This window comes from Micromonospora orduensis, assembly GCF_006228125.1.
In the GTDB taxonomy this organism is placed as follows: domain Bacteria; phylum Actinomycetota; class Actinomycetes; order Mycobacteriales; family Micromonosporaceae; genus Micromonospora; species Micromonospora orduensis.
On the sequence record NZ_VDFY01000130.1, the window covers coordinates 19,537 to 43,390 of the forward strand.

A 23,854-nucleotide genomic window follows, 5' to 3' on the forward strand; every position below is an offset into this window, starting at 1 on the left:
CGGCCCGACACGCCGCTGTCGTCGTGACGGCACCCGGGTGCCTGGAAAGCGACGCGACGGGGTACCAGTACGGGGGAGGCCGGCCGACTTGCGCCGACCCGCCACGCTGATCCGGCGGAGAGGAGCGCGACGATGGGGAAGACACTCAAGCGCAGCGCGGCGTTCACGGCACTGGCCCGGGCACTGGCTGCCGGGGCGCGCGGTGGCCCGTCACTGGGCACCCGGTTGGCGGCGCTGCCCCGGATGATCAGGGCCACCACCAGGGGCGAGTACGACGGCGGCCTCCGGTTGGCCCTGATGACGGCGGCGACGGCGTACATCGTCTCGCCGATCGACCTGCTGCCGGAGATCCCGCTGGCGATCTTCGGGTTGGCCGACGACGCCGTCATGATCACCTGGTTGGCCGGCAGCGTGCTCGCCGAGACCGACCGTTTCCTGGAGTGGGAGGCCCGACGCAGCTCGGTCATCCCCGGGGGCCTGGTGCCCTGACGGCACGTACGCTGGGCGGCGAGGAAACGTCTGCCGGGCCGCCGTCGCCGGCGCCGCAACGAAGGGCACACCGTGCAGTACTACGACAACGTCGTCGACATGATCGGCAACACCCCGCTGGTACGTCTGCGTAACGTCACCGAGGGCATCCAGGCCACCGTGCTCGCCAAGGTGGAGTACGTGAACCCGGGTGGCTCGGTGAAGGACCGGATCGCGCTGCGGATGGTCGAGGACGCCGAGGACGCCGGCCTGCTCAAGCCCGGCGGCACCATCGTCGAGCCGACCAGCGGCAACACCGGCGTCGGGTTGGCCCTGGTGGCCCAGCTCAAGGGCTACCGGTGCGTCTTCGTCTGCCCCGACAAGGTCAGCCAGGACAAGCAGGACGTGCTGCGGGCGTACGGCGCCGAGGTGGTGGTCTGCCCGACCGCGGTCGCCCCGGAGGACCCGCGCTCGTACTACAACGTCTCCGACCGGCTGACCCGGGAGATCCCCGGCGCCTGGAAGCCGAACCAGTACAGCAACCCGGCCAACCCGCGCTCGCACTACGAGACCACCGGTCCGGAGCTGTGGAAGCAGACCGAGGGCGGGCTCACCCACTTCGTGGCCGGTGTCGGCACCGGCGGCACGATCTCGGGCATCGGCCGGTACCTGAAGGAGGCGTCCGAGGGCCGGGTGAAGGTCATCGGGGCCGACCCGGAGGGTTCGGTCTACTCCGGCGGCACCGGCCGGCCGTACCTGGTGGAGGGCGTCGGCGAGGACTTCTGGCCGGAGACGTACGACCGGGATGTGGCCGACGAGATCGTCGAGGTGTCCGACAAGGCGTCGTTCGAGATGACCCGGCGACTGGCCCGCGAGGAGGGGCTGCTGGTCGGCGGCTCCTGCGGGATGGCAGTGGTCGCCGCGCTGGAGGTGGCCCGCAGGGCCGGCCCGGACGACGTGATCGTGGTGCTGCTGCCGGACGGCGGCCGGGGCTACCTGTCGAAGATCTTCAACGACTCGTGGATGGCCCGGTACGGCTTCCTCGACAACTCCGGCGCGGAGCCGACGGTGGCCGACGCGCTGGCGAGCAAGCCGGGCGGCCTGCCCGAGCTGGTGCACGTGCACCCGACCGAGACGGTCCGCGACGCGATCGACTACATGCGCGAGTACGGCGTCTCGCAGCTGCCGGTGCTCAAGGCCGAGCCGCCCGTGGTGACCGGTGAGGTCGCCGGCTCGATCGCCGAGCGGGATCTGCTCGACGCGCTGTTCACCGGTCAGGCCCACCTGCACGACACCATCGAGCGGCACATGGGCGACCCGCTGCCGATGATCGGTGGGGGTCAGCCGGTCAGCGAGGCGGTCGGGCTGCTGGAGAAGTCCGACGCGGCGCTGGTCCTGGTCGACGGCAAGCCCAAGGGCGTCCTGACCCGCCAGGACCTGCTGTCCCACCTCGGCGCCCACTGAGTTCCCACCTGGTGCCCCGCCTGCGGGCGGGGCACCAGGTGACCCTGTCGCGCCCTTTGCTCTGCTTACGCATATGCACCACCCACCGAACCACCGAACCCCCGTCGCCGATCCGCCGCCACCACTCACGGCCGCCGCCGCCGCCACCACTCACGGTCGCCACCGCCGCTGGTGCGTATCGGTAAGCAGAGCAAAGGCGCACGGGCGAGGACTGCACGGCGCGCGGGCGCGCTCGGCGGGCGGGCGAGGGCTGCTCAGAGGGGGCGGGCGTAGCGCAGTTGGGGCGTGAGGGCGGTGCCGATGTGCTCGTCACGCTCCGCTCCGGTCGGGGTCCAGCCGCCGCGCTCGTAGAAGGAACGGGCGTGGGCGTTCTCCCGCAGCACCCAGAGCACGGCACGCCGCCAGCCCTGCGCCCGCATGGCGTCAAGCGCGTCCACCATCAGGGTGCGGCCGACGCCCCGGCCCTGCTCGGTCGGGTCGAGGTGGATCGCGTTGAGTAGCCCGGTGGCCGGGTCGTCCTCGTCGTCCGGGCCCAGGTGGCTGAACCCGACCAACCTCCCGGCCCGTTCGGCCACGGTCATCCGGTGGGTGTCCCGCTCCCACTGCCACCGCTCGACCCAGTACCGCCCCATCGCCTCCGGCGTCGGGTCGGCAAGCGCCGCGGCCGGCAGGAACGAGGAGTACGCGGCGACCCGGGAACGCTGGTGCAGGGCACCCACCCCCATCAGGTCGTCACCGGTGGCGGGACGGAGCGTGACGGTCACCCGGCCGAGGGTACCCGGCGCGGCGGCACCTGCACCGTCGTCAGGTCCTCGGCGATGATCAGCTCACCGTCGAAGTGGACCCGCGCCTCGTCGTGGAACCGGCGCGGGTCGGGGTACCGCTGGGAGAAGTGGGTGAGCACCAGCCGGCGTACCCCGGACTCGGTCGCCACCCGGGCGGCCTGCGCCGCGGTCAGGTGCCCGACCTCGGCGGCCAACGCGGCCTCCGACTCCAGGAACGTCGACTCGATGACCAGCAGGTCCGCGTGCTCGGCGAGGGCGTACACCCCGTCGCAGAGGGCGGTGTCCATCACGAAGGCGAACCGCTGCCCCGGCCGGGGCACGCTCACCTCGTCCCGGGTCACGCGGCGCCCGTCGAGGTCGAGGTGCCCGACGCGGATCAGCTCGCCGACGGCCGGCCCGGCGATGCCGTACGCGGCCAGCTTCTCCGGCAGCATCCGGTGCCCGTCCGGCTCGATCAGCCGGTAACCGTACGTCTCGATGGGGTGCCGGAGCCGGCGTGCCTCCATAAAACCGCAGCTCAGCGCGACCCGCTGCCCGTCGGCCTCGATCGGGGTGACCGCCAGCTCGGCGGTCTCGTAGAAGGAGGTGGCGTGCCGCAGGCGGGCGAAGTACTCGGTGCCACCGGCCGGGAAGTGCACGGCCACCGGGTGCGCCACCCGGTCCAGGGAGAGCCGCTGGATGGTGCCCGGCAGCCCCAGGCAGTGGTCGCCGTGGAAGTGCGTGACACAGATCCGGGTCAGGTCGGTGGCGGTGACCGTGGTGTGCAGGAGCTGCCGCTGGCTGCCCTCGCCCGGGTCGAAGAGGATCACCTCGTCGTCCCAGCGCAGCACGTACCCGTTGTGGTTGCGCAGCCGCGTCGGCGCCTGGCTGGCCGTCCCCAGCACCACCAACTCGCGCATCGACATCGACGGGCCTCTTCCGGATATGAAGCGACCCCCGGGGCGCTCCGCGCTGTCGCGCGGGCCGGCTGGACTGGGCCGGCGCCCCGGGGGTCGGGTGGCTGCCTGGAATTCGCCGCACCGCTGCCACACGGTCTCGACGATGGTGCTGGTTGCCCGCCTGTCGGCGGACCGTTCACTGTCGAGGACAGCGGCTAGCGGACAGCCACCTCACGAGTCCGATTGCTATACAAGTCTGGACCACCTCCTTTCACGTGTACCGCCACGCTATCGAGTCTTCGTCGGGCTCGGCAACGGATTTCGATCACAGGGCCGGACGGGAATGCCCGGCCACCTTCTCGGTGGCCGGGCATTCGAGGTCGTGCGGGAGTACGGCGGTCAGCCGGCGGTACGGGCCACGCCGACCGGGCAGCTCAGCCCGTTCGGGCCGTGGTTGCAGTACCCGTTCGGGTTCTTGGTCGGCGCCAGGTACTGCTGGTGGTAGTCCTCGGCGAAGTAGTAGTCGCCGAGCGGGGCGATCTCCGTGGTGATCTCACCCTTGCCGGCGCGCGTCACGATCGGCTGGAACGCGTCCCGGGACGACTCCGCGATGGTCCGCTGCTCGTCGGTCGTCGTGTAGATCGCCGACCGGTACTGGGTGCCCACGTCGTTGCCCTGGCGCATGCCCTGGGTCGGGTCGTGGTTCTCCCAGAAGACCTTCAGCAGGTCCTCGTACGTGATCTTGCTGGGGTCGTAGACCACCTGGACGACCTCGGCGTGCCCGGTCCGACCGGAACACGTCTCCTCGTACGTCGGGTTCCTGGTGATGCCACCGGCGTAGCCGGCGGAGGTGGTGTACACGCCGGGCAGCGTCCAGAACAGCCGCTCGGCGCCCCAGAAACAGCCCATCCCGAACACGGCCACCTGAAGGCCCTCCGGGAAGGGACCCTTGAGCGGGGTGCCCAGGACCTCGTGCCGATCGGCGACCGGCATGGCGATCGGGCGGCCCGGTAGGGCCTGGTCGGGCGAGACCATCTCGGCGTTCATACGGCGCAGGAACACGGTGGGACTCCTCTCGTACCTCTCCCAGCGTGTAACACCGGTGGGTTCTGCTTCCTTACCCGCGTCAGTGTGACTCAGGCCCCTGGCGGGAGGGCGGCGGCGACCCGGTCGGCGTGGGCCAGGGCCTCGGCGTCGTCGTCGTAGCGGGTCCGCGGCCAGAAGAAGCCGCGCAGCCCGTCGCCCCTGGTCCGCGGCACCACGTGGGTGTGCAGGTGCGGCACCGACTGGGACACCTTGTTGTTGATCGCCACGAACGTCCCACCGGCGCCCAGACCGGTCTCGACGGCCACGGCCAGCCGCCGGACCAGCGCGAAGTAGCCGGGCAGCAGCTCGGCCGGCAGCTCGGCCAGGGTCACCAGATGCATCCGTGGCACCACCAGCACGTGCCCCTTGAACACCGGCCGCGTGTCCAGGAAGGCCACCCCGTCCGGCTCGTCGGCGACCCGGAACGCCGGCACCGCACCCGCCACGATTTCGCAGAAGACGCACCCGCTCATCGGCCCAGGCTATGCCGACCACCCGGCTCCGCCACGCCCCGCCGGCCGGGGCACTACCCTCACCAGAATGAGTCACGGCTTCGAGACGCTCGCCATCCACGCCGGTCAGGACCCTGAGGCCCGCACCGGCGCGGTGATTCCACCGATCTATCAGACCAGCACGTACGCCCAGGACGCCGTCGGCGCGCCCCGGCTCGGCTACGAGTACAGCCGCTCCGGCAACCCGACCCGCGACGCCCTGCAGGAGTGCCTCGCGGCGCTGGAGGGCGGGCCGGTCGGCCTCGCCTTCGCCAGCGGCCTGGCCGCCGAGGACACCCTGCTGCGGGCCGTCTGCCAACCCGGCGACCACGTGATCATCCCGGACGACGCGTACGGCGGCACCTACCGGCTCTTCGCACGGGTCGCCCAGCGCTGGGGCCTGGAGTTCACCCCGGCCAAGGTCTCCGACCCGGCCGCGATCCGGGCCGCGGTGCAGCCCGGCCGTACGAAGATCGTCTGGGTGGAGACGCCCACCAACCCGCTGCTCGGCATCGCCGACATCGCCGCCCTGGCCGGTGTCGCGCACGACTCGGGCGCGCTGCTGGTCGTCGACAACACCTTCGCCTCGCCGTACCTCCAGCAGCCGATCGCGTTCGGCGCCGACGTCGTGGTGCACTCCACCACGAAGTACATCGGCGGGCACTCCGACGTGGTGGGCGGCGCGCTCGTCGTCGCCGACGCCGCGCTCGGCGAGGAGCTGCGCTACCACCAGAACGCGATGGGCGCGATCAACGGCCCGTTCGACGCCTGGCTCACCCTGCGCGGCATCAAGACCCTCGGGGTACGGATGGACCGGCACTGCGACAACGCCGAGCGCCTCGCCGCGTACCTCGACGGGCACGCCAAGGTGTCCCAGGTGATCTATCCCGGGCTGCCCTCGCACCCTGGCCACGAGGTTGCCGCGAAGCAGATGCGCCGCTTCGGCGGCATGATCTCGTTCCGCGCCTCAGGCGGCGAGGACCACGCCGTGGAGATCTGCAACCGCACGAAGCTCTTCGTGCTCGCCGAGTCGCTCGGCGGCGTGGAATCCCTGATCGAGCACCCGGGCCGGATGACACACGCAAGTGCTGCCGGCTCGCCGCTTGAAGTTCCCGGCGATCTCGTGCGACTGTCTGTCGGCATCGAGACGGTCGACGACCTGCTCGCCGATCTGGAGCAGGCACTGGGCTGACCGCTGGGGAGGATGGCCGTGCAGGACATCATGGCGACCTGGGTCGGAGCGACCGCCAAGCAGATCGCCCGGGGGGTGCGCCGGGGCGACGTCTCGGCCACCCAGGTCGTCGCCGACCACCTTGAGCACATCGCCTCGGCCGACCGCGAACTGGCGGCGTTCCGCGTCGTTCGCGGCGGCGAGGCGATCACCGAGGCGGAGAAGGTCGACGAGCAGGAGGACCTGGCCAACCTGCCCCTCGCCGGGGTGCCGGTGGCGGTCAAGGAGAACACCCCGGTCGCGGGGCTGCCCACCTGGAACGGGTCGGCCGCCGCGCGTACCGACGTCGCGGAGGCCGACCACGAGGTGGTCCGCCGGCTGCGCGGCGCCGGTGCGGTGATCCTGGGCGTGACCCGGATGCCGGAGCTGGGACTGTGGGCGCTCACCGACGACGGCAGCGCGGTGACGCGCAATCCGTGGGACAGCTCGCGTACCCCCGGCGGTTCCTCCGGCGGCGCGGCCGCCGCGGTGGCGGCCGGCCTGGTGCCGATCGCGCACGGCAACGACGGACTCGGTTCGATCCGGATCCCCGCCGCCTGCTGCGGTCTGGTCGGGCTCAAGCCGGGCCGGGGCGTGGTGCCCTGCCAGCTCGGCGCGGACGACTGGTTCGGTCTGACCGAGCACGGGATGCTGACCAGCACGGTCGCCGACGCGGCGGTCGGCTTCTCGGTGCTCGCCGGACGGCGGCCGGAGAAGCTGGTCCCCCCGCAGCGGCTGCGGGTGGGCGTCTCGCTGCGCTCCCCGGTGCGGGGCGTGTCGCCGGACGCGCCGAACCGCGACGCGGTCGCCGCCGCCGGCCGGCTGCTCGCCGCCGCCGGGCACGACACCGTGCCGGCCGATCCGATCTACCCCACCGCGCTCGGCCTCCAGGGCATCGCCACCTGGCTCGCCGCCGCCGCCACCGACGTACGGGCCGCCGGCCTGGATCGACGCGGCCTGCAGAGGCGTACCCGTCGACACGTCGCGTTGGGCGAGTGGGCGCAGCGCCGCGGGTACGTCAGGGAGGCCGACCGGGCCGCGTGGCGGGAGCGGTCCGTCGACTTCTTCACCGACCACTCGGTCGACCTGCTGCTCACCCCGGCGCTGGCCACCGCGCCGCCGGAGGCCGCGCGCTGGTCCGACAGGTCCTGGCGGGCGAACATGACAGCCAACATCCGGTACGCCCCGTACGCGGCGCCGTGGAACATCGCCGGTCTGCCCGCGATCGTCGTGCCGGTGGGCCGCCGCCCGGACGGCCTGCCGGTGGCGGTGCAACTGGTCGGCCCGCCCGGCTCGGAGCTGCTGCTGCTCGGCGTGGCCGGTCAGTTCGAGATGGCCGCGCCCTGGTCGCGCCACGCCCCCGGTTACCCCCGGGTCGGAACGGGGTCGCCGGCCACCGCATGATCGTCGAGCCGGTCGCCCCGGTGTCGCCGACGGGGGCGCCGGAGGCGGGTGGCACGATCGGGGCATGACGGAACTGGTCGGCCTCGACGACGTGCGGGCTGCGCGGAAACTGCTCGACGGCGTCATCCGGACCACCCCGCTCGAGCCCTCCCGGCCGTTGAGCGCGCAACTGGGCGGGCCGACGTGGCTCAAGTGCGAGAACGTGCAGCGCGCCGGCTCGTACAAGGTGCGCGGCGCGTACGTGCGGATCTCCCGGTTGTCGGCGGACGAGCGGGAACGCGGGGTCGTCGCGGCGAGCGCCGGCAACCACGCGCAGGGCGTCGCTCTCGCGGCCGGTCTGGTCGGTACGCACGCGACGGTCTTCATGCCGGTCAACGCGCCGCTGCCGAAGGTCGCCGCCACCAAGGGGTACGGGGCGCAGGTCGAGTTGGCCGGCAACACAGTCGACGAGGCGCTTGTCGCCGCCCAGACGTACGCCGAGCGGACCGGCGCGGTGCTGATCCACCCGTTCGACCACCGGGACGTGATCGCCGGGCAGGGGACGGTGGCGCTGGAGATCCTCGAGCAGTGCCCGGACGTGCGGACCATCATCACCGGTGTGGGTGGCGGCGGACTGATCTCGGGCATGGCGGTGGCGGCCAAGGCGCTGCGGCCGGACATCCGGATCATCGGCGTGCAGGCGGCCGGTGCGGCGGCCTTCCCGCCCTCCCTGGTGGCCGGGCAGCCCGTCCGGCTGCCCGCCTTCGCGACGATCGCGGACGGCATCGCGGTCGGCCGTCCCGGGGAGATCACCTTCAACCACGTCCGCGAGCTGGTCGACGAGATCGTCACGGTCACCGAGGAGGACATCTCCCGGGCGCTGCTGTGCCTGTTGGAGCGGGGCAAGCAGGTCGTCGAGCCGGCCGGCGCCGTCGGCGTGGCCGCGTTGCTGGCCGGCGTGGTAGAGGTGGAGACGCCTGTGGTCGCGGTGCTCTCCGGCGGCAACATCGACCCGCTGCTGATGATGCGGGTGATCGAGCACGGCCTGGCCGCCGCGGGTCGCTACCTGCGGGTGACGGTGCGCTGCTCGGACCGGCCGGGACAACTGGCCTCGCTGCTCAGCCAGATCGCCGAGCACCGGGCCAACGTGGTGGATGTGGAGCACCAGCGCGCCAACCCGCACCTGAGTCTCGGCGAGGTGGAGGTGGCGCTGTCGGTGGAGACGCGGGGGGTCGAGCACTCGGACACGCTGATCAGCGCGCTGCGGGCCAGCGGCTACCAGGTGGTCTTCGCAGCCGAGGCGTGACACCTGTGGGGTGTCACGCCTCGGAAGCGGTGTCTCAGCGCGCTGGCGTCAGCCGGAGAAGGGCTCGAAGCTGACCACTGTCACCTTGATGTCGGCGCCGCTGGGCGCCGTGTAGGTGCAGGTCTGCCCCGGCCGACCGCCCAGGATCGCCTTGCCGAGCGCGGACTCCGGGCTGTAGACGGTCAGGTCGGTGGTGGCCGCGATCTCCCGGGAGCCGAGCAGGAACGTCTCGGTGTCGTCGGTGTCGTCGTCGAAGTAGATCGTCACGACCATGCCGGGCGACACCGCGTCCGCTGTCGGGGCCTCGCCGACCTTCGCGGTGCGCAGCAGCTCCTGGAGGTAGCGGATGCGGCCCTCGGCCTTGCCCTGCTCTTCACGGGCGGCGTGGTAGCCGCCGTTCTCCCGCAGGTCGCCCTCCTCGCGCCGGGCGTTGATCTCGGCTGCGATCGCGGGGCGGTTGGCGATGTGCTCGTCGAGCTCGGCCTGGAGGCGGTCGTACGCGTCCTGGGACAGCCAGGTGGCGGGCGCCTCGTTGCCAGTGGACACAGGCGGTCTCCTCAGTTGTGCGTGGCTGGCTGACAGGTGAACTACCAAGTTACCAGTGCGGTACGACACAGCGTGTCGGCCATCACCGGCGGTGTCCGTGTGCAGCACCCCGGGTAGGCGGCCCCCGCCGCGCCAGGAGCGCGACGTCTCCCCAGCTCAGGCCGGGGGTCGGCAGCGCAGCACCTCGCCGATGAACGGCCGTGCGGTGGTGGCGAGGCGGTGCCGGGTGGTGACGTGCCGGTCGCCCGGGGCCGCGGTCACGGTGACCTCCTCGCGGGCCACCTCGACACCCGCGCGGTCGCGGGCGCGCAGCACACACACCGCCGAGCCGCCCGGCGGCACGGTCACCCGGAAGTCGACGAGCACCTGACCGTCGGTGATGTCGGTGTACGTGATCACCTGCGCGTCGTACGCCGGGTCGCCGTACTGCCGGTAGAGCCGTACCGAGATCAGCGTCAGCGAGGCCACCAGCAGCAGCAGGGCCAGTGCGGTCAGCAGCGTACGACGGGTCTTTCCGCCCGGTTCGCGGCGGCGGCCGTAGCGCCCGGCGGGAAAAACCGGCGCGCCCGGTGAAATTGTGGCGTGCGTCTCGGTCACCGGCGGGTATCTCCTGGCGTTGTTGTCGGCGGCATCGGCAAGAATGACAGGGTCCATCCTCCCAGCCCGGCTCAGCGGCAGGAACGGCAGGCCGGGCCCCGCGCGGTGCGACCGGCGGCGGGGTGTGGAGGATCCCCGGCAGGTCAAGCCGGTCGAGTCCGGTCGGGTCCACCGTCCGGCACAGACGAGGAGCGCCGAAGTTGGCAGAGCAACTGCGTCTCATGGCCGTCCACGCGCACCCGGACGACGAGTCGAGCAAGGGTGCGGCGACCATGGCGAAGTACGTCGCCGAAGGGGTGGACGTCCTGGTCGTGACGTGCACCGGCGGTGAGCGCGGCAGCGTGCTCAACCCCAAGCTCGACCGGCCCGACGTGTGGGCCAACATCGCCGACATCCGGCGCGCCGAGATGGACGCCGCGCGGGCGATCCTCGGCGTCGACCAGGCCTGGCTCGGCTTCGTCGACTCGGGGCTGCCCGAGGGCGACCCGCTGCCGCCGCTGCCGGAGGGCTGCTTCGCCCTCCAGGACGTCGAGGTGGCCGCCGGGCCGCTGGTGCGGCTGATGCGCGAGTTCCGTCCGCACGTGGTCACCACGTACGACGAGGAGGGCGGCTACCCGCACCCCGACCACATCATGTGCCACAAGGTCAGCGTGGCCGCCTTCGAGGCCGCCGGCGACCCGGAGCGCTACCCGGAGCTGGGCGCTGCGTGGCAGCCGCTGAAGCTCTACTACGACATCGGCTTCTCCAAGGCCAAGATCATGGCCCTGCACGAGGGGATGCTCGCCGCGGGCCGGGAGTCTCCGTACGAGGAGTGGCTCAAGCGCTGGGAGGACCGCCCGGACAAGGGCCCCCGGATCACCACCCGGGTGGAGTGCGCCGACTACTTCCCGGTCCGCGACGACGCGCTGCGCGCCCACGCCACCCAGGTCGACCCGGACGGCTTCTGGTTCCAGGTGCCGATGGAGTTGCAGCAGGGTGCCTGGCCGACTGAGGACTTCGAGCTGGCCCGATCGATGGTGGACAGCCCGATGCCCGAGTCCGACCTTTTCGCCGGTGTGCGGGAGACGGCGCACGCGCGCTGATTCACCGCGGCGCTACTCTGGTAACCAACCGCACATCGGAGGAACGCCATGCTGACCGCTGCCCAGGTGCTCGCGGAGAACAACTTCGGGGACACCCGCACGGGTGGGCTGGCCGGCCCGATGGGCCTCTTCCTCATCCTGCTGCTGGCCGCCGCGACAATCCTGCTGATCCGCAACATGAACGCCCGGCTGCGCCGGCTGCCCGACCGGTTCCCCCAGCAGGGGCGGCCGACCGACCCGACCAGGGCCGACGCGGCAGTCGCTGATCCGACAGACGGGACCGGAGGCCGTGATTCATCCACGCCCGCTCCCGACGGGCACCAGCAGCACCGGAACGGGTAGTCCCCGCATGATTCACGCCCAACCGGGTGGTCGCCCCCTGTTGCGACCACCCGGTTTGGCTTAGCCTTCCGCCGGGGGGACCAAAAATCCCCGAGCCGTGCGCGGGAGGGGGCGCCGATGACAGTCACAGCACCGGCCGCCCGTCGTACCCTCACGCGGCCGCCTGATGGAGGAGGTCGGTGACCTCCGGCCCGGTCGGCGACCGGCTCGGGGTACGCGGCACGCCGGTACGGCTGCTCGTGCTCACCGCCGCGGTCACGCTGACCGCCGTCGTCGCCGCCACTGTGGGGTTGACCCTGCCGGCCAGCCTGCCGTCGGACGACCCGCTCGGTGGTCCGGCCCGCTTCGGCATCGTCGTCGGCGTCGTCGCCATCGCCCAGCTCGCCCGGCTGCGGTTCCGCTCACCCGCCGGCATGGTCAGCATCACCTGGGGCGAGGCGGCGTTGATCGTCTGCCTCTACCTGGCGCCCGCCGGCTGGCTGCCGTCGGCCACCCTGCTCGGCGCCGGGCTGTCCTGGACGGTGCTCTCGCTGCACAACGACCGCCGCCCGGCGCTGGAGATCGTCCGGATCGCGGCGTCGTTGGCGGCCGCCACGGCGCTGGCGGTGTCCGTGGCCACCGCGTTGGGGGAGCCGCTGCTCGCCGCGCCCACCCCGATGCTGGCGCTGGCCGTGCTCGCCGGCTCGGTGACGTACCTGCTGGTGACGGCCTGGCTCGGTGGGGTGACGCTGAGCCTGCGGCACGGTCTGCCGATCGGCCCGCCCCTGCTCGCGGCGCTGCGCGGCAAGCTGCTGATGTTCGTCGGCAACGTGGCGGTAGGCCTGGTGGTGGTCGCGCTGCTGGAGCTGGACGCGCGCTGGCTGCTGCTGCTCCCGCCGCTGCTCTGGCTGCTCCAGCAGACCTACCGCTACCGGCTGCGGGCCGACCAGGAACGCCGGACGTGGCGGGCCTTCGCCGAGGCCACCGCGGCCCTCAACCAGCTCGACGAGCGGGGCGCGGCCAGTGCGGCGGTCACCGGCGCGCTGGCGCTGTTCAACGCCGAGCTGGTGGACGTCGACGTGGCGCGGGCGGACGGCCGGTGGCGCCGCTACCGGGGTGACGCGGGCGGCCAGATGGTCGACCGGGAGGTGGGTCCACCGGACCTGTCGGAGCCGGACGAGCACGAGCTGATCCGTCCCCTCTCGGTCGGCGCCGCGCCGGTCGGCCGGCTGCGGGTCCGGTTCCCGCGATCCGCCCCGCCGAGCAACCGGGAGCGCGACGCCGTCGCCGCGTTCGGCGACGCCCTGGCCGCCGCGCTGCACGACGCCGCGACCCACCGCGAGCTGCGGCTGGTGACCGCGCGGTCGTCGTACGAGGCGGTGCACGACCCGCTCACCGGGCTGGCCAACCGGGCGGCCATGCTCGGCAAGGGTGACCAGTCGTTGCGTCAGCTCGCCCACGACCATCCGGTGGCGCTGCTGCTGCTGGACATCAACCAGTTCAAGGAAGTCAACGACACCCTCGGGCACGCCGCCGGCGATCAGCTGCTGCGGCTGACCGCGAACCGGCTCAGTTCGATGGCCCGGCCCGGCGATCTGCTCGGCCGGCTCGGCGGTGACGAGTTCGCGCTGCTGCTGACGTCCGTGCCGGTGCTCGGCGACCGGGCCGCGCCGCTGGCGCACGCGCTGCGCCAGGCCCGGGAGATCGCCGAACGGCTGGCCGCCCCGACCGAGGTGGCCGGGGTGCGGATGTCGATCGAGGTGTCCGTCGGGGTGGTCGTCGCCGACGCCGGCACGGCCGACATGACCGAGCTGCTGCGCCGGGCCGACATCGCGATGTACCAGGCCAAGGAGGGTGGGGGCAGCGTCGCCGCGTACGACGGCAGCCGGGACGCGGCCAGCACCGACCAGCTCGCCCTGCTTGCCGAGCTGCGTGAGGCGCTGAAGGTCGACGACCAGCTGGTGTTGGCGTTGCAGCCGGCGGTCGACCTGGCCACCGGCGCGCCCACCGGCGTGGAGGCGCTGATCCGCTGGCAGCATCCCCGGCGTGGCTGGCTGGGCCCGGCCGACTTCATCCGTCCGGTGGAGAACAGCGAGCAGCTCGGCACCTTCACCCGGTACGTGCTGGACAAGGCCCTCGCTGTGGCCGCCGGCTGGGCACGGGAGGGGCTGGACGTACCGATCTCGGTGAACCTGTCGGCGCGCAGCCTCCTGGACCCCCGGCTGCCGGCGGAGATCGCCGACGCGTTGCGTCGGCACCAGGTGCCACCGCACCGGCTCGTGTTGGAGATCACCGAGACCGTGGTGATGAGCGAGCTGGAGGTCATCGACGAGGTGCTGGCCACCCTGCGGTCGATGGGGGTGCAGCTCGCCGTGGACGACTTCGGCACCGGCTTCTCCTCGCTGACCTTCCTCACCCGGATCGCGGTGGACGAGTTGAAGGTGGACCGCTCGTTCGTGATCCGGATGGCCGACTCGCCGGAGGCCGCGGCGATCGTCCGGACCACCGTGGGTCTCGCCCACGAGCTGGGCCTGCGGGTGGTCGCCGAGGGGGTGGAGACCGCCGAGCAGCGGATGGCGCTGGCCGAGCTGGGCTGCACCTCCGCGCAGGGCTACCACTTCTTCAAGCCGATGCCGGCGGACAAGATCGGCGCGGTGCTGGGGACGCTGCGCGACTCGGCCGAGTCGAACGTGTTCCGGCTCCGCGCCGACGGCGCCTCCTGACCGCCGGGCACGTCCGGGCGGCTGTGGTTATGGTCGTCGGGTGAACCGACTCGCCGACGCCACCAGTCCGTACCTGCTCCAGCACGCCGACAACCCGGTCGACTGGTGGCCGTGGTGCGACGAGGCGTTCGCCGAGGCGAAGAGGCGCGACGTGCCGGTGCTCATCTCGGTGGGTTACGCCGCCTGCCACTGGTGCCACGTGATGGCGCACGAGTCGTTCGAGAACGAGCAGGTCGGTGCCCTGATGAACGACAACTTCGTGTCGATCAAGGTGGACCGCGAGGAACGCCCGGACGTGGACGCGGTCTACATGACCGCCACCCAGGCGATGACCGGTCAGGGCGGCTGGCCGATGACCGTCTTCGCCACCCCCGACGGCACCCCGTTCTTCTGCGGCACCTACTTCCCGCGCGCCAACTTCGTCCGGCTGCTCCAGTCGGTCACCACCGCCTGGAAGGACCAGCGCGAGGAGGTGCTGCGCCAGGGCGCCGCCGTGGTCGAGGCGATCGGCGGCGCGCAGGTCGTGGCCGGCCCCACCGCGCCGCTGGACGCCGCGCTGCTCGACGCCGCGGCCGCCACGCTGGCCAGCGAGTACGACGCGACGAACGGCGGTTTCGGGGGCGCCCCGAAGTTCCCGCCGCACATGAACCTGCTCTTCCTGCTGCGCCACCACCAGCGCACCGCCGACCCGCGCAGCCTGGAGATCGTCCGGCACACCGCCGAGGCGATGGCCCGGGGCGGCATCTACGACCAGCTCGCCGGCGGTTTCGCCAGGTACTCGGTGGACGCGCACTGGACGGTGCCGCACTTCGAGAAGATGCTCTACGACAACGCGCTGCTGCTGCGCGTCTACACCCAGCTGTGGCGGCTCACCGGCGACCCGCTGGCCCGTCGGATCGCCCGCGACACCGCCCGGTTCCTCGCCGACGAGCTGCACGTGCCGGGCCAGGGGTTCGCGTCCGCGCTGGACGCCGACACCGAGGGCGTCGAGGGGCTCACCTACGCCTGGACGCCCGCCCAGCTCGTCGAGGCGCTGGGCGAGGACGACGGCCGCTTCGCCGCCGACCTGTTCACAGTGACCGACGCCGGCACCTTCGAGGACGGCACGAGTGTGCTCAAGCTCGCCCGGGACGTCGACGACGTGGCACCCGTGATCCGCGCCCGCTGGCAGCGGATCGTCGGGCAGTTGCTCGCGGCCCGCGACACCCGCCCCCAGCCGGCCCGCGACGACAAGGTGGTGGCCGCCTGGAACGGCCTGGCGATCACCGCCATCGCCGAGTTCATCCAGGTCGCCGCGCTGTACGCGTCGCCCAAGGACGACGACGTCAACCTGATGGAGGGCGTCACCATCGTCGCCGACGGCGCGATGCGCGACGCCGCCGAGCACCTGGCCACCGTTCACGTGGTGGACGGCCGGCTGCGCCGGGTCTCCCGCGACGGCAGGGTCGGCGATCCGGCCGGCGTCCTGGAGGACTACGGCTGCGTGGCCGAGGCGTTCTGCGCGCTGCACCAGCTCACCGGCGAGGGCCGCTGGCTCACCCTGGCCGGCCAGTTGCTTGACGCCGCGCTGGAGCACTTCGCGGCGTCCGGCGGCGCGTACTACGACACGGCCGACGACGCGGAGCGGCTGGTCACCCGACCGGCCGACCCCACCGACAACGCCACCCCGTCCGGCCGGTCCGCTCTGGTCGCCGGGCTCGTCGCGTACGCGGCCCTGACCGGGGAGACCCGCTACCGGGAAGCCGCCGAGGAGGCCCTGGCCACCGTCGCGCCGATCGTCGGGCGGCACGCCCGGTTCACCGGGTACGCCGCCACGGTCGGGGAGGCGCTGCTGTCCGGGCCGTACGAGATCGCCGTGGTGACCGACGACCCGGCCGGCGACCCGCTGGTGGCCGCGGCCCGGCGGCACGCCCCGCCCGGCGCGGTGGTGGTGGCCGGGCTCCCGGACCAGCCCGGCGTGCCGCTGCTCGCCGACCGGCCGCTGGTCGACGGACGGCCCGCCGCGTACGTCTGCCGGGGCTTCGTCTGCCAGCGGCCGGTCACCTCGGTCGATGAGCTGGTCGCCGAGCTGGGTGGGGACCGCTGACCGTCGGCTACTGGTCGTGACAGCCGATCTGGTCGCCGATCTCGTTGGGGATGCCGAACGAGCTGCATTCGAGGGCGCTGCCCTCGCCGATCTTCTTCCACCTGCCGGCCGCGTACTCGAAAACGATCACGCCGTCGCCCTGCTGGGCCGGATCGACAGCGATCACACCTGCCGTCGCCCACCGGCGTGCGCACTTGATGTGGTCCGGGTCGATCCGGTGGGTGCTGCCCAGCCCCGCTGCCTTGTGCAGGGTGGCGGCGCTCACCGGGCAGGCGCCCCGGGTGCTGGCCGACGGGCTGGGTGCCGCGCTGGGGGTGGACGACGCGTCGCCGGATGTCGTCGCGCTGGAGGGCGTGGCGCTGGGTGCGGGCGTTGTGGCGCCGGCTCCAGCCACGGGATCGGGCGACGCGGTGGTGCAGGCTGTCAGCCCCGCCAGCACGGTGACGGGCGCGAGGACGCGTAGAGCTGCCAGATTCATCATTCCCCCATGGTCCAGCGTGGATGCTCGATGTCTGTCACACGTCCGGTTGAGCCGCAGGGTTGCGCCGGACACCGTCGCTTTGGCGACAACCGGCAGCACGCTGCGCCACATCCCGAAATGTGCCTAATAGTCACCACCGTGCCCGTAGGGGCCGTGCTCCCGTGCCGCCCGGGTGGGTCGCCGGCCCTCCGGGGTGGCCACGTCGATGGCCCGGATAGGCTGGCCGCGCTATGGATTCCCGCACCGGACTACCAGTTGTCGGCATGGTGGGTGGCGGCCAGTTGGCCCGGATGACCCACCAGGCCGCGATCGCCCTCGGCCAGTCACTGCGCGTGCTCGCGGCGGCCCCCGACGACGGCGCGGCCCTGGTCGCCGCCGACGTCCAGTACGGCGACCACACCGACCTCGCCGCGCTGCGCACCTTCGCGAAGAGCTGCGACGTGGTCACCTTCGACCACGAGCACGTGCCCAACGAGCACATCCGCACGCTCGCGGCGGAGGGCGTGTCCCTGTACCCGCCGGCGGACGCGCTGCTGCACGCCCAGGACAAGCAGGTCATGCGGGAACGCCTGACCGAGCTGGGCGCGCCGAACCCCGCGTGGCGGCCGGTCGGCGACCCGGCCGACCTGGTCGACTTCGGCACGCGGGTCGGCTGGCCGGTGGTGCTCAAGGCGGCCCGCGGTGGCTACGACGGCCGGGGCGTCTGGATGGTCGACGACGCCGCCCAGGCCACCGAGCTGGCGACCACGCTGCTCGCCGGTGGCACGCGGCTGATCGTCGAGGAGCGGGTGCCGCTGCGCCGGGAGCTGGCCGTGCAGGTGGCGCGGTCGCCGTTCGGTCAGGTGGCCGCGTACCCGGTCGTCGAGACGGTCCAGCGGGACGGCATCAACGTGGAGGTGCTCGCCCCGGCCCCCGACCTGGACGAGGACCTGGCGGTCGCCGCCCAGCAGCTCGCCATCGACCTGGCCACCGCGCTCGGCGTGGTCGGACTGCTCGCCGTGGAGCTGTTCGAGGTGCGCGACGCGGCCGGCCGCCCCGCGATCGTGGTCAACGAACTGGCGATGCGCCCGCACAACTCGGGGCACTGGACCATCGAGGGCGCCCGGACCTCCCAGTTCGAGCAGCACCTGCGGGCGGTGCTGGACTACCCGATGGGCGACACCGCGCTGACCGCGCCGGTGGTCGTGATGGCGAACGTGCTCGGTGGTGAGCCGGGCGGCATGTCCATCGACGAGCGGCTGCACCACCTCTTCGCCGCCGAGCCGGGCGCGAAGGTGCACCTCTACGGCAAGCAGGTGCGGCCCGGCCGCAAGATCGGGCACGTGACGGTGCTCGGCGACGACCTGGACGACGTACGGGCGCGGGCGGCGCGCGCCGTGCGCTGGTTGCGGGAGGGGCACGAGTGACCCGCGCGGCAGCGAACCAGGGAGGAACCGCAGTGAGCACCGTCGGGCTCATCATGGGCAGCGACTCGGACTGGCCGACCATGCGGGCGGCGGCGGAGGTGCTGGACGACTTCGGGGTGTCGTACGAGGTCCGGGTGATCTCGGCGCACCGGACGCCGGTGGCGATGATCGAGTACGGCCGCGACGCCGCCGACCGGGGCCTCAAGGTGATCATCGCTGGCGCGGGTGGCGCCGCCGCCCTGCCCGGCATGGTCGCCTCGGTGACCCCGCTGCCGGTGATCGGTGTGCCGGTGCCGCTGAAGCACCTCGACGGCATGGATTCGCTGCTGTCCATCGTGCAGATGCCGGCGGGGATTCCGGTGGCCACGGTGTCGATCGGCAACGCCCGCAACGCCGGCCTGCTCGCCGTACGGATCCTCGGTGCGTCCGACGAGGCGCTGCGCGCCCGCATGGCCACCTACCAGCAGGACCTGGAGAAGCTGGTGGCGGAGAAGGAAGCAACCCTCCACTCCACCCTGCCCTGACCTCCGCAGGGCAGGGTCGCAGCGGCCCACGAGCCCGGCCCACTCACCGTCCCCACTCAGCCACGCCGCCGTGACCCTCCGGATTCACCTCATGCCGCGTAGGGCCGTCTGGAGGCGTTCCTGGGCGCGGCGGCGGCGTTCGTTGCTGGCGCCGAGCACCAGCAGCAGGATGCCGACGGGGATCAGCGCCAGCCACGGGCCGAGACTGAACAGGGCGTGGATGGCGGCGATCGCGGTGACCGACGCGCCGACGATCACCGGCGCCTGCTGCCGGCTGGACGAGCCGAAGATCAGCACCCCGACGGCGCCGAGCAGCAGGAGCATCTGCCGCAACGTGCTCGACTCGGTGGCCAGCACGATCGCCAGGGTCGGCACGAAGGCGGCGACCAGCGCCGGCCCGTACGCCACCCAGCTGCTGAGTTCCGGTCGGTGGCGTAGCTCCAGGACGCCGACCAGCAGGGCCAGCGCGGCGAACGGCAGCGTGTAGGCCTCGGGCAGCGCCACGTCGGCGACCCTCATCAGGAACCACCAGGCGGTGATCTCGCAGGCCACCACCGACCAGAACAGGATCCGGCGTTCCACCGGCCGCCGGCCGGGCCGGGTGGCGGCCACGCCGAGGACCGCCCCCCAGGCGGCTAGCAGGGCGGCGATGTGCCGCGGCGAGTCGAAGGCGAGGGCGAGGGCGATCAGTGCGGCCGCGTACCCGCTCCACTCCACGGTGGAGGCCTCGCGCTGCGCTTCCGGACGGCGCAGGCGGGGCAGGGTCGCGGCGAACACCTGAAGGGCCGCCCCGACCGCGAGCACCCCGAACGCGGACCAGACGGCGGCCAGCCCGGCCACCAGGCCGGCGGTGAGCACGAAGAGCTGCGCCATCAGTGAGGCGAACAGCCAGCCGAGGATGCGGGCCCGCTGGGTGGTGCCGTAGAACGCCCCCACGGCGCCGACGGCGACCGCGCTGCCGAGGGTGAACAGGGTCATGTCCCTGGTGGCCAGGCTGCCGGCCAGACCGGCGCTGCCGGCGGTCAACCCGATGACGAACACCAGCACCCGGGCGAGTCGCAGCGAGCGGGCCGGGTCGACCAGCGGGGGCGGCGGGGTCAGCGCGAGGCCGAGCATCGCGATGGTGAAGACGGCGAGCGCGGCGACGGTGCTCGCCGGCCAGCCCCGGCCCAGCGCGATGGGCGCGATCAGCAGGGTGACGGCGGCGCCGGGCAGCACCACCGGAACGGCCCGGGACCGTCGGCCGCCACTGAAGCCGGTGGCGGCCAGCGCCGCGGTCGCGGTGAGCAGCAACGCGGTGAGCACGTGGGTCGGGTTGATCACGTCCGAGGGTGGGGTGAGCAGCTCCGGCGGCGGTCCCTGCCAGATTCGGGTCAACGTGCGGTGCGGCTCGACCAGGGCGGTGAACAGGGCGGGTGCGATCGAGACGAGGGCCAGGACGGTCGGCAGAGCCGCCGCGGCCAGCGCACCGGCGGACGGGCTGACCCGCCACCGCCGGTTCTCCGGGTCGTCGGGCAACCGTCGCAGCGCGCCGTTGAGCAGCACCGACCACCGGCGGACCGGCTGGGCCGAGCCGGTCGGCGGCACGGTCGCGGCCCGGATCAGCTCGGCGAGCACGCCGAGCAGGGCGGCGGCGGCCGCGTAGACGCCCGCGGCGAGACCGGTGGGGATCGCCGCGAGCGCGCTGATGGTGGCCCCGCCGACCACCGCCACGCTCACCCACGGCAGGTACTGCGGAACGTGGCGCCGGACCGCTGCCACTGCGGCCAGGCCGAGGCTGGTGGCGGCCAGCGCGGCGGTGAGCACCACCTGCGCCGAGTGGTCGAACTCGGCGGACAGCGCCGCCACCGCCCCCGGCAGGGCCAGCAGCGCGGCGCCGATCGCCGCTCCGCCGATCTGCACCAGGTGCGGTGGCATCCCCTCGGTCTCGATGTCGGTCACCTGCGGCCCGGCCAGGACGCGGGCCAGCGTGGCCACCACCACGCCGATCAGCGCGATGCTGCCCAGCGCCAGCGCGGTGGTCCACGGCCGGACCAGACCGGCCCCGGCGGCGTGCAGCGCCACCACCCCGGCGACGGTGGCCCGGGACAGCGCGGCCCGGGCCTCCTCGGTGGCCACCGAGGCCATCCCGAAGACGGTGGCGACCATGCCGCCGACCAGGACCGGTGACCACCAGGGCAGGTCGAACGCGGCCGGTGCGCCGATCGTGGCGAGCACCACGGCCGCGCCGGACACGTCCCACCGCCATGGCGGCGGGAGCAGGATGCCGGCGGCGACGGCCAGCAGCGCCAGCGCGACCGGGGCCTGCCAGGTGGACCCGCCGGTCGGTGCGGCCGGCCAGCCGCTCAGGTCGCCGTCCCAGATCGGGCCGGGAGTCGCCAGCACACCCACCCCGCCGCGCAGCGCCGTCCAACCGGCGAGCACACCGATGAGTACGCCGCCGACGGCGATGCCGAGGATCGGCCCGCGCCGCCACTCCTCCGGCATGGCGCGGGCGCCCACGGCGACCACGAGCACGAGGCCGGCGGCCACCGCCAGCTGCCCGCCCGGTGTGAGGACCGCGGCGATGCGTACCAGCGTCGCGATCAGCGCGGTGGTTACCGCCGCCGCAGCCAGGTCCGAGCCGTCCAGGGTGAGGTCGGAGCGGCGGCCGGCGTCGATCGACGGAGCCAGGAAGAGCAGCACGGCGGCGACCAGCAGCAGCGCGCCGACCCATGCGTCGGCGACTGTCGCGCCGGGCGCGCCGAAGGCCGCGGCGGTGACCACCAGCGCGCCGAGCCCGGTGCCGATCGACAGCGGCGCGGGGATGCGCCGCTGGGAGACCTGCACGACGGCCGCGTACCCGAGGGTCACGCAGACGGCCAGGAAGCTCGCCGCCAGCACCGGGACGGTCGCCTCGCGGAGGCTGGCCGGGGTGGGGGTGAGGTCGACCGGCACGGTGGAGGCCACGAAGGCGGCCACCGCGCCGGGCAGCGCGAAGGCGGCGCCGCCGGCGGCCCAGGCGGTGATCGTGTCGGCGGCCTCGGAGGCGAGGCGGACCCGGGGCGCCAGCGCGACAAGCGCGCCGGCCGCGAAGAGGGTGAGCAGGACCGCGGCGGTGAGCGTCGGCCGGGCGAGGCTGGCGCCCGCGCCGAACAGGCCCACCACGGCGGCGCCGGCACCGTGGGCCAGAGCGGCCCGGCTGCTGCGCGCGGAGAGGCCGCTCACCCCGATGCCGACTGCGGTGACGACCATCGGCCAGGGCGCGGACGCCCAACCGAGACCGAACGAGGCCGGTACGGCGAGTGCGCTAAGCGCCGCGCCGGCGACCGCGAACTCCCGGCGGATCTCCGGTGGCAGCGCCAGTACGGCGGCGATGGTGAGCAGGAACGCGGCGGCGGCGAGCTGCCAGGCGGTGGGGCCGACCGCGGCGGCCAGTTCGGCCGGGTAGAGGTCCAGGTCGGCTGCCCAGGCGGGAAGTGACGCCCGGACCGGCGCCACCCCGGCGCGCAGCGCGCCTCCGGCGACCACCACCCCGCTGACGGTGAGCGCCACCGCCGAGGCGATCTGTGGGCCCCGCCGGGCGGCTTCGGGGACCGCGCGGACGGCCAGCCCGGTGACCGTGATGACCGCCGCGATCAGCAGCAGCGACCGGCCGGGCAGCGCCACCGAGACGACCCGGCCGAGCGCGCCGATCACGGCCAGGGTGAGGATGCCGGCGGCGACGTCCGGCAGCGGCGGGCGCCGCAGCACCAGCGCGCCGGCCAGCCCCACCGCGGCGGCCAGCAGCAGCGCCGCTCCGGCGCTTACCGCCGTCGGCACGGTCTGTGCGCGCAGCAGGGCGGTGACCGCGTACGCGAGGGCGACCGCGACCGCCGCCGCGTGCAGCAGCCAGATCAGCTCACGCAGCCCGGGCACCGGGCGGGTCGGTCGGAGGTCGGCGGAGCCGGGGATGGCGTCGACCACCTCGACGGCCTCCTCCGGGTCGCCCTCCGGTCGGCTCTCGGGGTCGCGTTGGCGGGGCGCGGTCGGAGCGACCGGGTCCGGCAGGTCCTGCCGGACGGGCCGTTCGAACGCCACCCCGGAGCGGGTCAGCCACAGGTCGAAGAGGGCGACAAGGGTCAGCACCAGGGCCCAGCCGGCGGGCCCGGTGACCCGGTCGTACGCCAGCAGGGGCAGCACCGGCTGCGCGGCGAGCACTGTGGCGAAGCGGGGTACGCGCAGACCCGTCCACCGGGCGTACCCGTACGCGACGCCTGCGGTGACCGCGAATATCACCCCGGCGAAGATCGCGCCGGTGACGCCGACCCGGTCCACCGCCCAGAGCGCGTTGCCGGCCAACGGCACCAGCAGCAGGCCGACCGCGGAGATCGTCTCGGCGGTCGAGGTGAGCCCACGCCGGGCCAGCGCCGGCGGGGCGAGCAGCATCAGCGCGGTGGCCAGGAGCAGGATGCCGAGCCGGGCCAGCGCGTCCATCGAGCTGGTCGCCACCGCGGCGAAGACCACGGCTGCCACGCCGAGCAGCAGCGCGCCCAGCCCGAGGGGGATGTTCTGCACCTCCCGCGACGACGCTTCCGGCGGATGCTCCGGGTCGTCGGCGTCCAGCCAGGACGGCCGGGGTGGGGGTGGCGGCGGATCCTCCGGCGCGTGCGGTGTGCCCTGGCGCGGCACCCGTGGTGGGGCGCCGGTGGTGGCGGTCGGTGGGCGGCGGCCGGGACGGCGACGCAGCACCCGCCGGGGCCGGGTGGCCTGCTTGATCCGTTCCTCACCGGCGTGCGCGAGGATGTCCCGCTGGAAGAGCGCGGCCTGCATCTTGGCGGCGATCTGCCGTTGCTCGCGGGCGATGGCGGCGTCGCGCGCCTTCATCTCCGCGATCGAGCGCTCGATGTCCGCCAGGTGCTCGACCCACTGCGGCTGGTCGGCGCCGCAGTGCGGGCAGCGGACGGCCGGCTTGATCTCCCGACCGCACGAGGTGCACTGAAAGGTCGCCACGACACCCCTCCGCTCGCACTGTGGACTCCCACTGTCGCAGCATGCC

General features: G+C 73.4%; 19 protein-coding genes. 11 read left to right on the plus strand and 8 right to left on the minus strand.

Features of this window, described 5'->3' with window-relative positions; translation table 11 throughout:
• The first annotated feature begins 132 nt into the window (after positions 1-132).
• Both FHG89_RS10335 and FHG89_RS10340 read left to right on the plus strand, forming a co-directional pair.
• Positions 133-489 carry a YkvA family protein gene (locus FHG89_RS10335; protein WP_139584153.1) on the plus strand — a complete coding sequence of 119 codons (357 nt, stop codon included), beginning with the start codon at positions 133-135 and terminating at the stop codon, positions 487-489.
• Positions 490-561: 72 nt separating this feature from the next.
• Positions 562-1,932, plus strand: a complete 1,371-nt coding sequence (locus FHG89_RS10340) for a cystathionine beta-synthase (protein ID WP_139584154.1) — start codon at positions 562-564, stop codon at positions 1,930-1,932.
• 254 nt (positions 1,933-2,186) lie between these two features.
• Here the strand turns inward: FHG89_RS10340 and FHG89_RS10345 are convergent, their stop codons facing one another.
• The 4 genes from FHG89_RS10345 to FHG89_RS10360 form a co-directional block, all read right to left on the minus strand.
• Positions 2,187-2,696 (minus strand): GNAT family N-acetyltransferase, encoded by a 510-nt coding sequence (locus tag FHG89_RS10345; RefSeq protein ID WP_139584155.1) that lies wholly within the window; start codon positions 2,694-2,696, stop codon positions 2,187-2,189.
• On the minus strand, positions 2,693-3,622 hold the full coding sequence (locus tag FHG89_RS10350) for a ribonuclease Z (RefSeq protein WP_139584156.1): 930 nt from the start codon (positions 3,620-3,622) through the stop codon (positions 2,693-2,695). Before FHG89_RS10350 ends, FHG89_RS10345 begins: the two co-directional genes overlap by 4 nt.
• A gap of 372 nt (positions 3,623-3,994) precedes the next feature.
• A complete protein-coding gene (gene msrA, locus FHG89_RS10355; protein WP_139584157.1) occupies positions 3,995-4,657 on the minus strand; it encodes a peptide-methionine (S)-S-oxide reductase MsrA in 663 nt (220 codons plus the stop codon).
• 74 nt (positions 4,658-4,731) lie between these two features.
• Positions 4,732-5,154, minus strand: a complete 423-nt coding sequence (locus FHG89_RS10360; RefSeq protein ID WP_139584158.1) for an HIT family protein — start codon at positions 5,152-5,154, stop codon at positions 4,732-4,734.
• 67 nt (positions 5,155-5,221) lie between these two features.
• Between FHG89_RS10360 and FHG89_RS10365 the strand changes: the two genes are divergently transcribed.
• The 3 genes from FHG89_RS10365 (at position 5,222) to ilvA (ending at position 9,071) form a co-directional block, all read left to right on the plus strand.
• Entirely contained in the window at positions 5,222-6,364 is a 1,143-nt protein-coding gene (locus tag FHG89_RS10365; RefSeq protein ID WP_139584159.1) for a cystathionine gamma-synthase, read from the plus strand.
• Positions 6,365-6,376: 12 nt separating this feature from the next.
• On the plus strand, positions 6,377-7,786 hold the full coding sequence (locus tag FHG89_RS10370) for an amidase (RefSeq protein ID WP_139584160.1): 1,410 nt from the start codon (positions 6,377-6,379) through the stop codon (positions 7,784-7,786).
• A 64-nt stretch (positions 7,787-7,850) separates the two neighbouring features.
• Positions 7,851-9,071, plus strand: a complete 1,221-nt coding sequence (gene ilvA / locus FHG89_RS10375) for a threonine ammonia-lyase (RefSeq protein ID WP_139584161.1) — start codon at positions 7,851-7,853, stop codon at positions 9,069-9,071.
• Positions 9,072-9,119: 48 nt separating this feature from the next.
• Here the strand turns inward: ilvA and greA are convergent, their stop codons facing one another.
• Together greA and FHG89_RS10385 are read right to left on the minus strand one after the other, a co-directional pair.
• Positions 9,120-9,617 carry a transcription elongation factor GreA gene (greA, locus tag FHG89_RS10380; RefSeq protein WP_139584162.1) on the minus strand — a complete coding sequence of 166 codons (498 nt, stop codon included), beginning with the start codon at positions 9,615-9,617 and terminating at the stop codon, positions 9,120-9,122.
• Between the two features lie 156 nt (positions 9,618-9,773).
• Entirely contained in the window at positions 9,774-10,214 is a 441-nt protein-coding gene (locus FHG89_RS10385) for a DUF4307 domain-containing protein (RefSeq protein WP_139584178.1), read from the minus strand.
• Positions 10,215-10,414: 200 nt separating this feature from the next.
• Here FHG89_RS10385 and mca point away from each other — a divergent pair, with 200 nt between their 5' ends.
• The 4 genes from mca (at position 10,415) to FHG89_RS10405 (ending at position 16,426) form a co-directional block, all read left to right on the plus strand.
• Positions 10,415-11,296 carry a mycothiol conjugate amidase Mca gene (gene mca, locus FHG89_RS10390; RefSeq protein ID WP_139584163.1) on the plus strand — a complete coding sequence of 294 codons (882 nt, stop codon included), beginning with the start codon at positions 10,415-10,417 and terminating at the stop codon, positions 11,294-11,296.
• A gap of 48 nt (positions 11,297-11,344) precedes the next feature.
• Positions 11,345-11,638, plus strand: coding sequence for a hypothetical protein (locus FHG89_RS10395; RefSeq protein WP_139584164.1), 294 nt, complete (start codon positions 11,345-11,347; stop codon positions 11,636-11,638).
• Between the two features lie 179 nt (positions 11,639-11,817).
• Positions 11,818-14,340, plus strand: a complete 2,523-nt coding sequence (locus FHG89_RS10400; RefSeq protein ID WP_139584165.1) for a putative bifunctional diguanylate cyclase/phosphodiesterase — start codon at positions 11,818-11,820, stop codon at positions 14,338-14,340.
• Positions 14,341-14,380: 40 nt separating this feature from the next.
• Positions 14,381-16,426: a thioredoxin domain-containing protein gene (locus FHG89_RS10405; RefSeq protein ID WP_139584166.1), complete on the plus strand. Its 2,046-nt coding sequence runs from the start codon at positions 14,381-14,383 to the stop codon at positions 16,424-16,426.
• 7 nt (positions 16,427-16,433) lie between these two features.
• Here the strand turns inward: FHG89_RS10405 and FHG89_RS10410 are convergent, their stop codons facing one another.
• Positions 16,434-16,904 (minus strand): hypothetical protein, encoded by a 471-nt coding sequence (locus tag FHG89_RS10410; protein ID WP_139584167.1) that lies wholly within the window; start codon positions 16,902-16,904, stop codon positions 16,434-16,436.
• A gap of 233 nt (positions 16,905-17,137) precedes the next feature.
• On the opposite strand from FHG89_RS10410, the gene FHG89_RS10415 reads away from it, so the two are divergent.
• Both FHG89_RS10415 and purE read left to right on the plus strand, forming a co-directional pair.
• Positions 17,138-18,313: a 5-(carboxyamino)imidazole ribonucleotide synthase gene (locus FHG89_RS10415; protein ID WP_139584168.1), complete on the plus strand. Its 1,176-nt coding sequence runs from the start codon at positions 17,138-17,140 to the stop codon at positions 18,311-18,313.
• A 32-nt stretch (positions 18,314-18,345) separates the two neighbouring features.
• Positions 18,346-18,837 (plus strand): 5-(carboxyamino)imidazole ribonucleotide mutase, encoded by a 492-nt coding sequence (purE, locus tag FHG89_RS10420; RefSeq protein WP_139584169.1) that lies wholly within the window; start codon positions 18,346-18,348, stop codon positions 18,835-18,837.
• Positions 18,838-18,921: 84 nt separating this feature from the next.
• Here the strand turns inward: purE and FHG89_RS10425 are convergent, their stop codons facing one another.
• Positions 18,922-23,808 (minus strand): SCO7613 C-terminal domain-containing membrane protein, encoded by a 4,887-nt coding sequence (locus FHG89_RS10425; RefSeq protein WP_139584170.1) that lies wholly within the window; start codon positions 23,806-23,808, stop codon positions 18,922-18,924.
• Between the last annotated feature and the right edge of the window lie 46 nt (positions 23,809-23,854).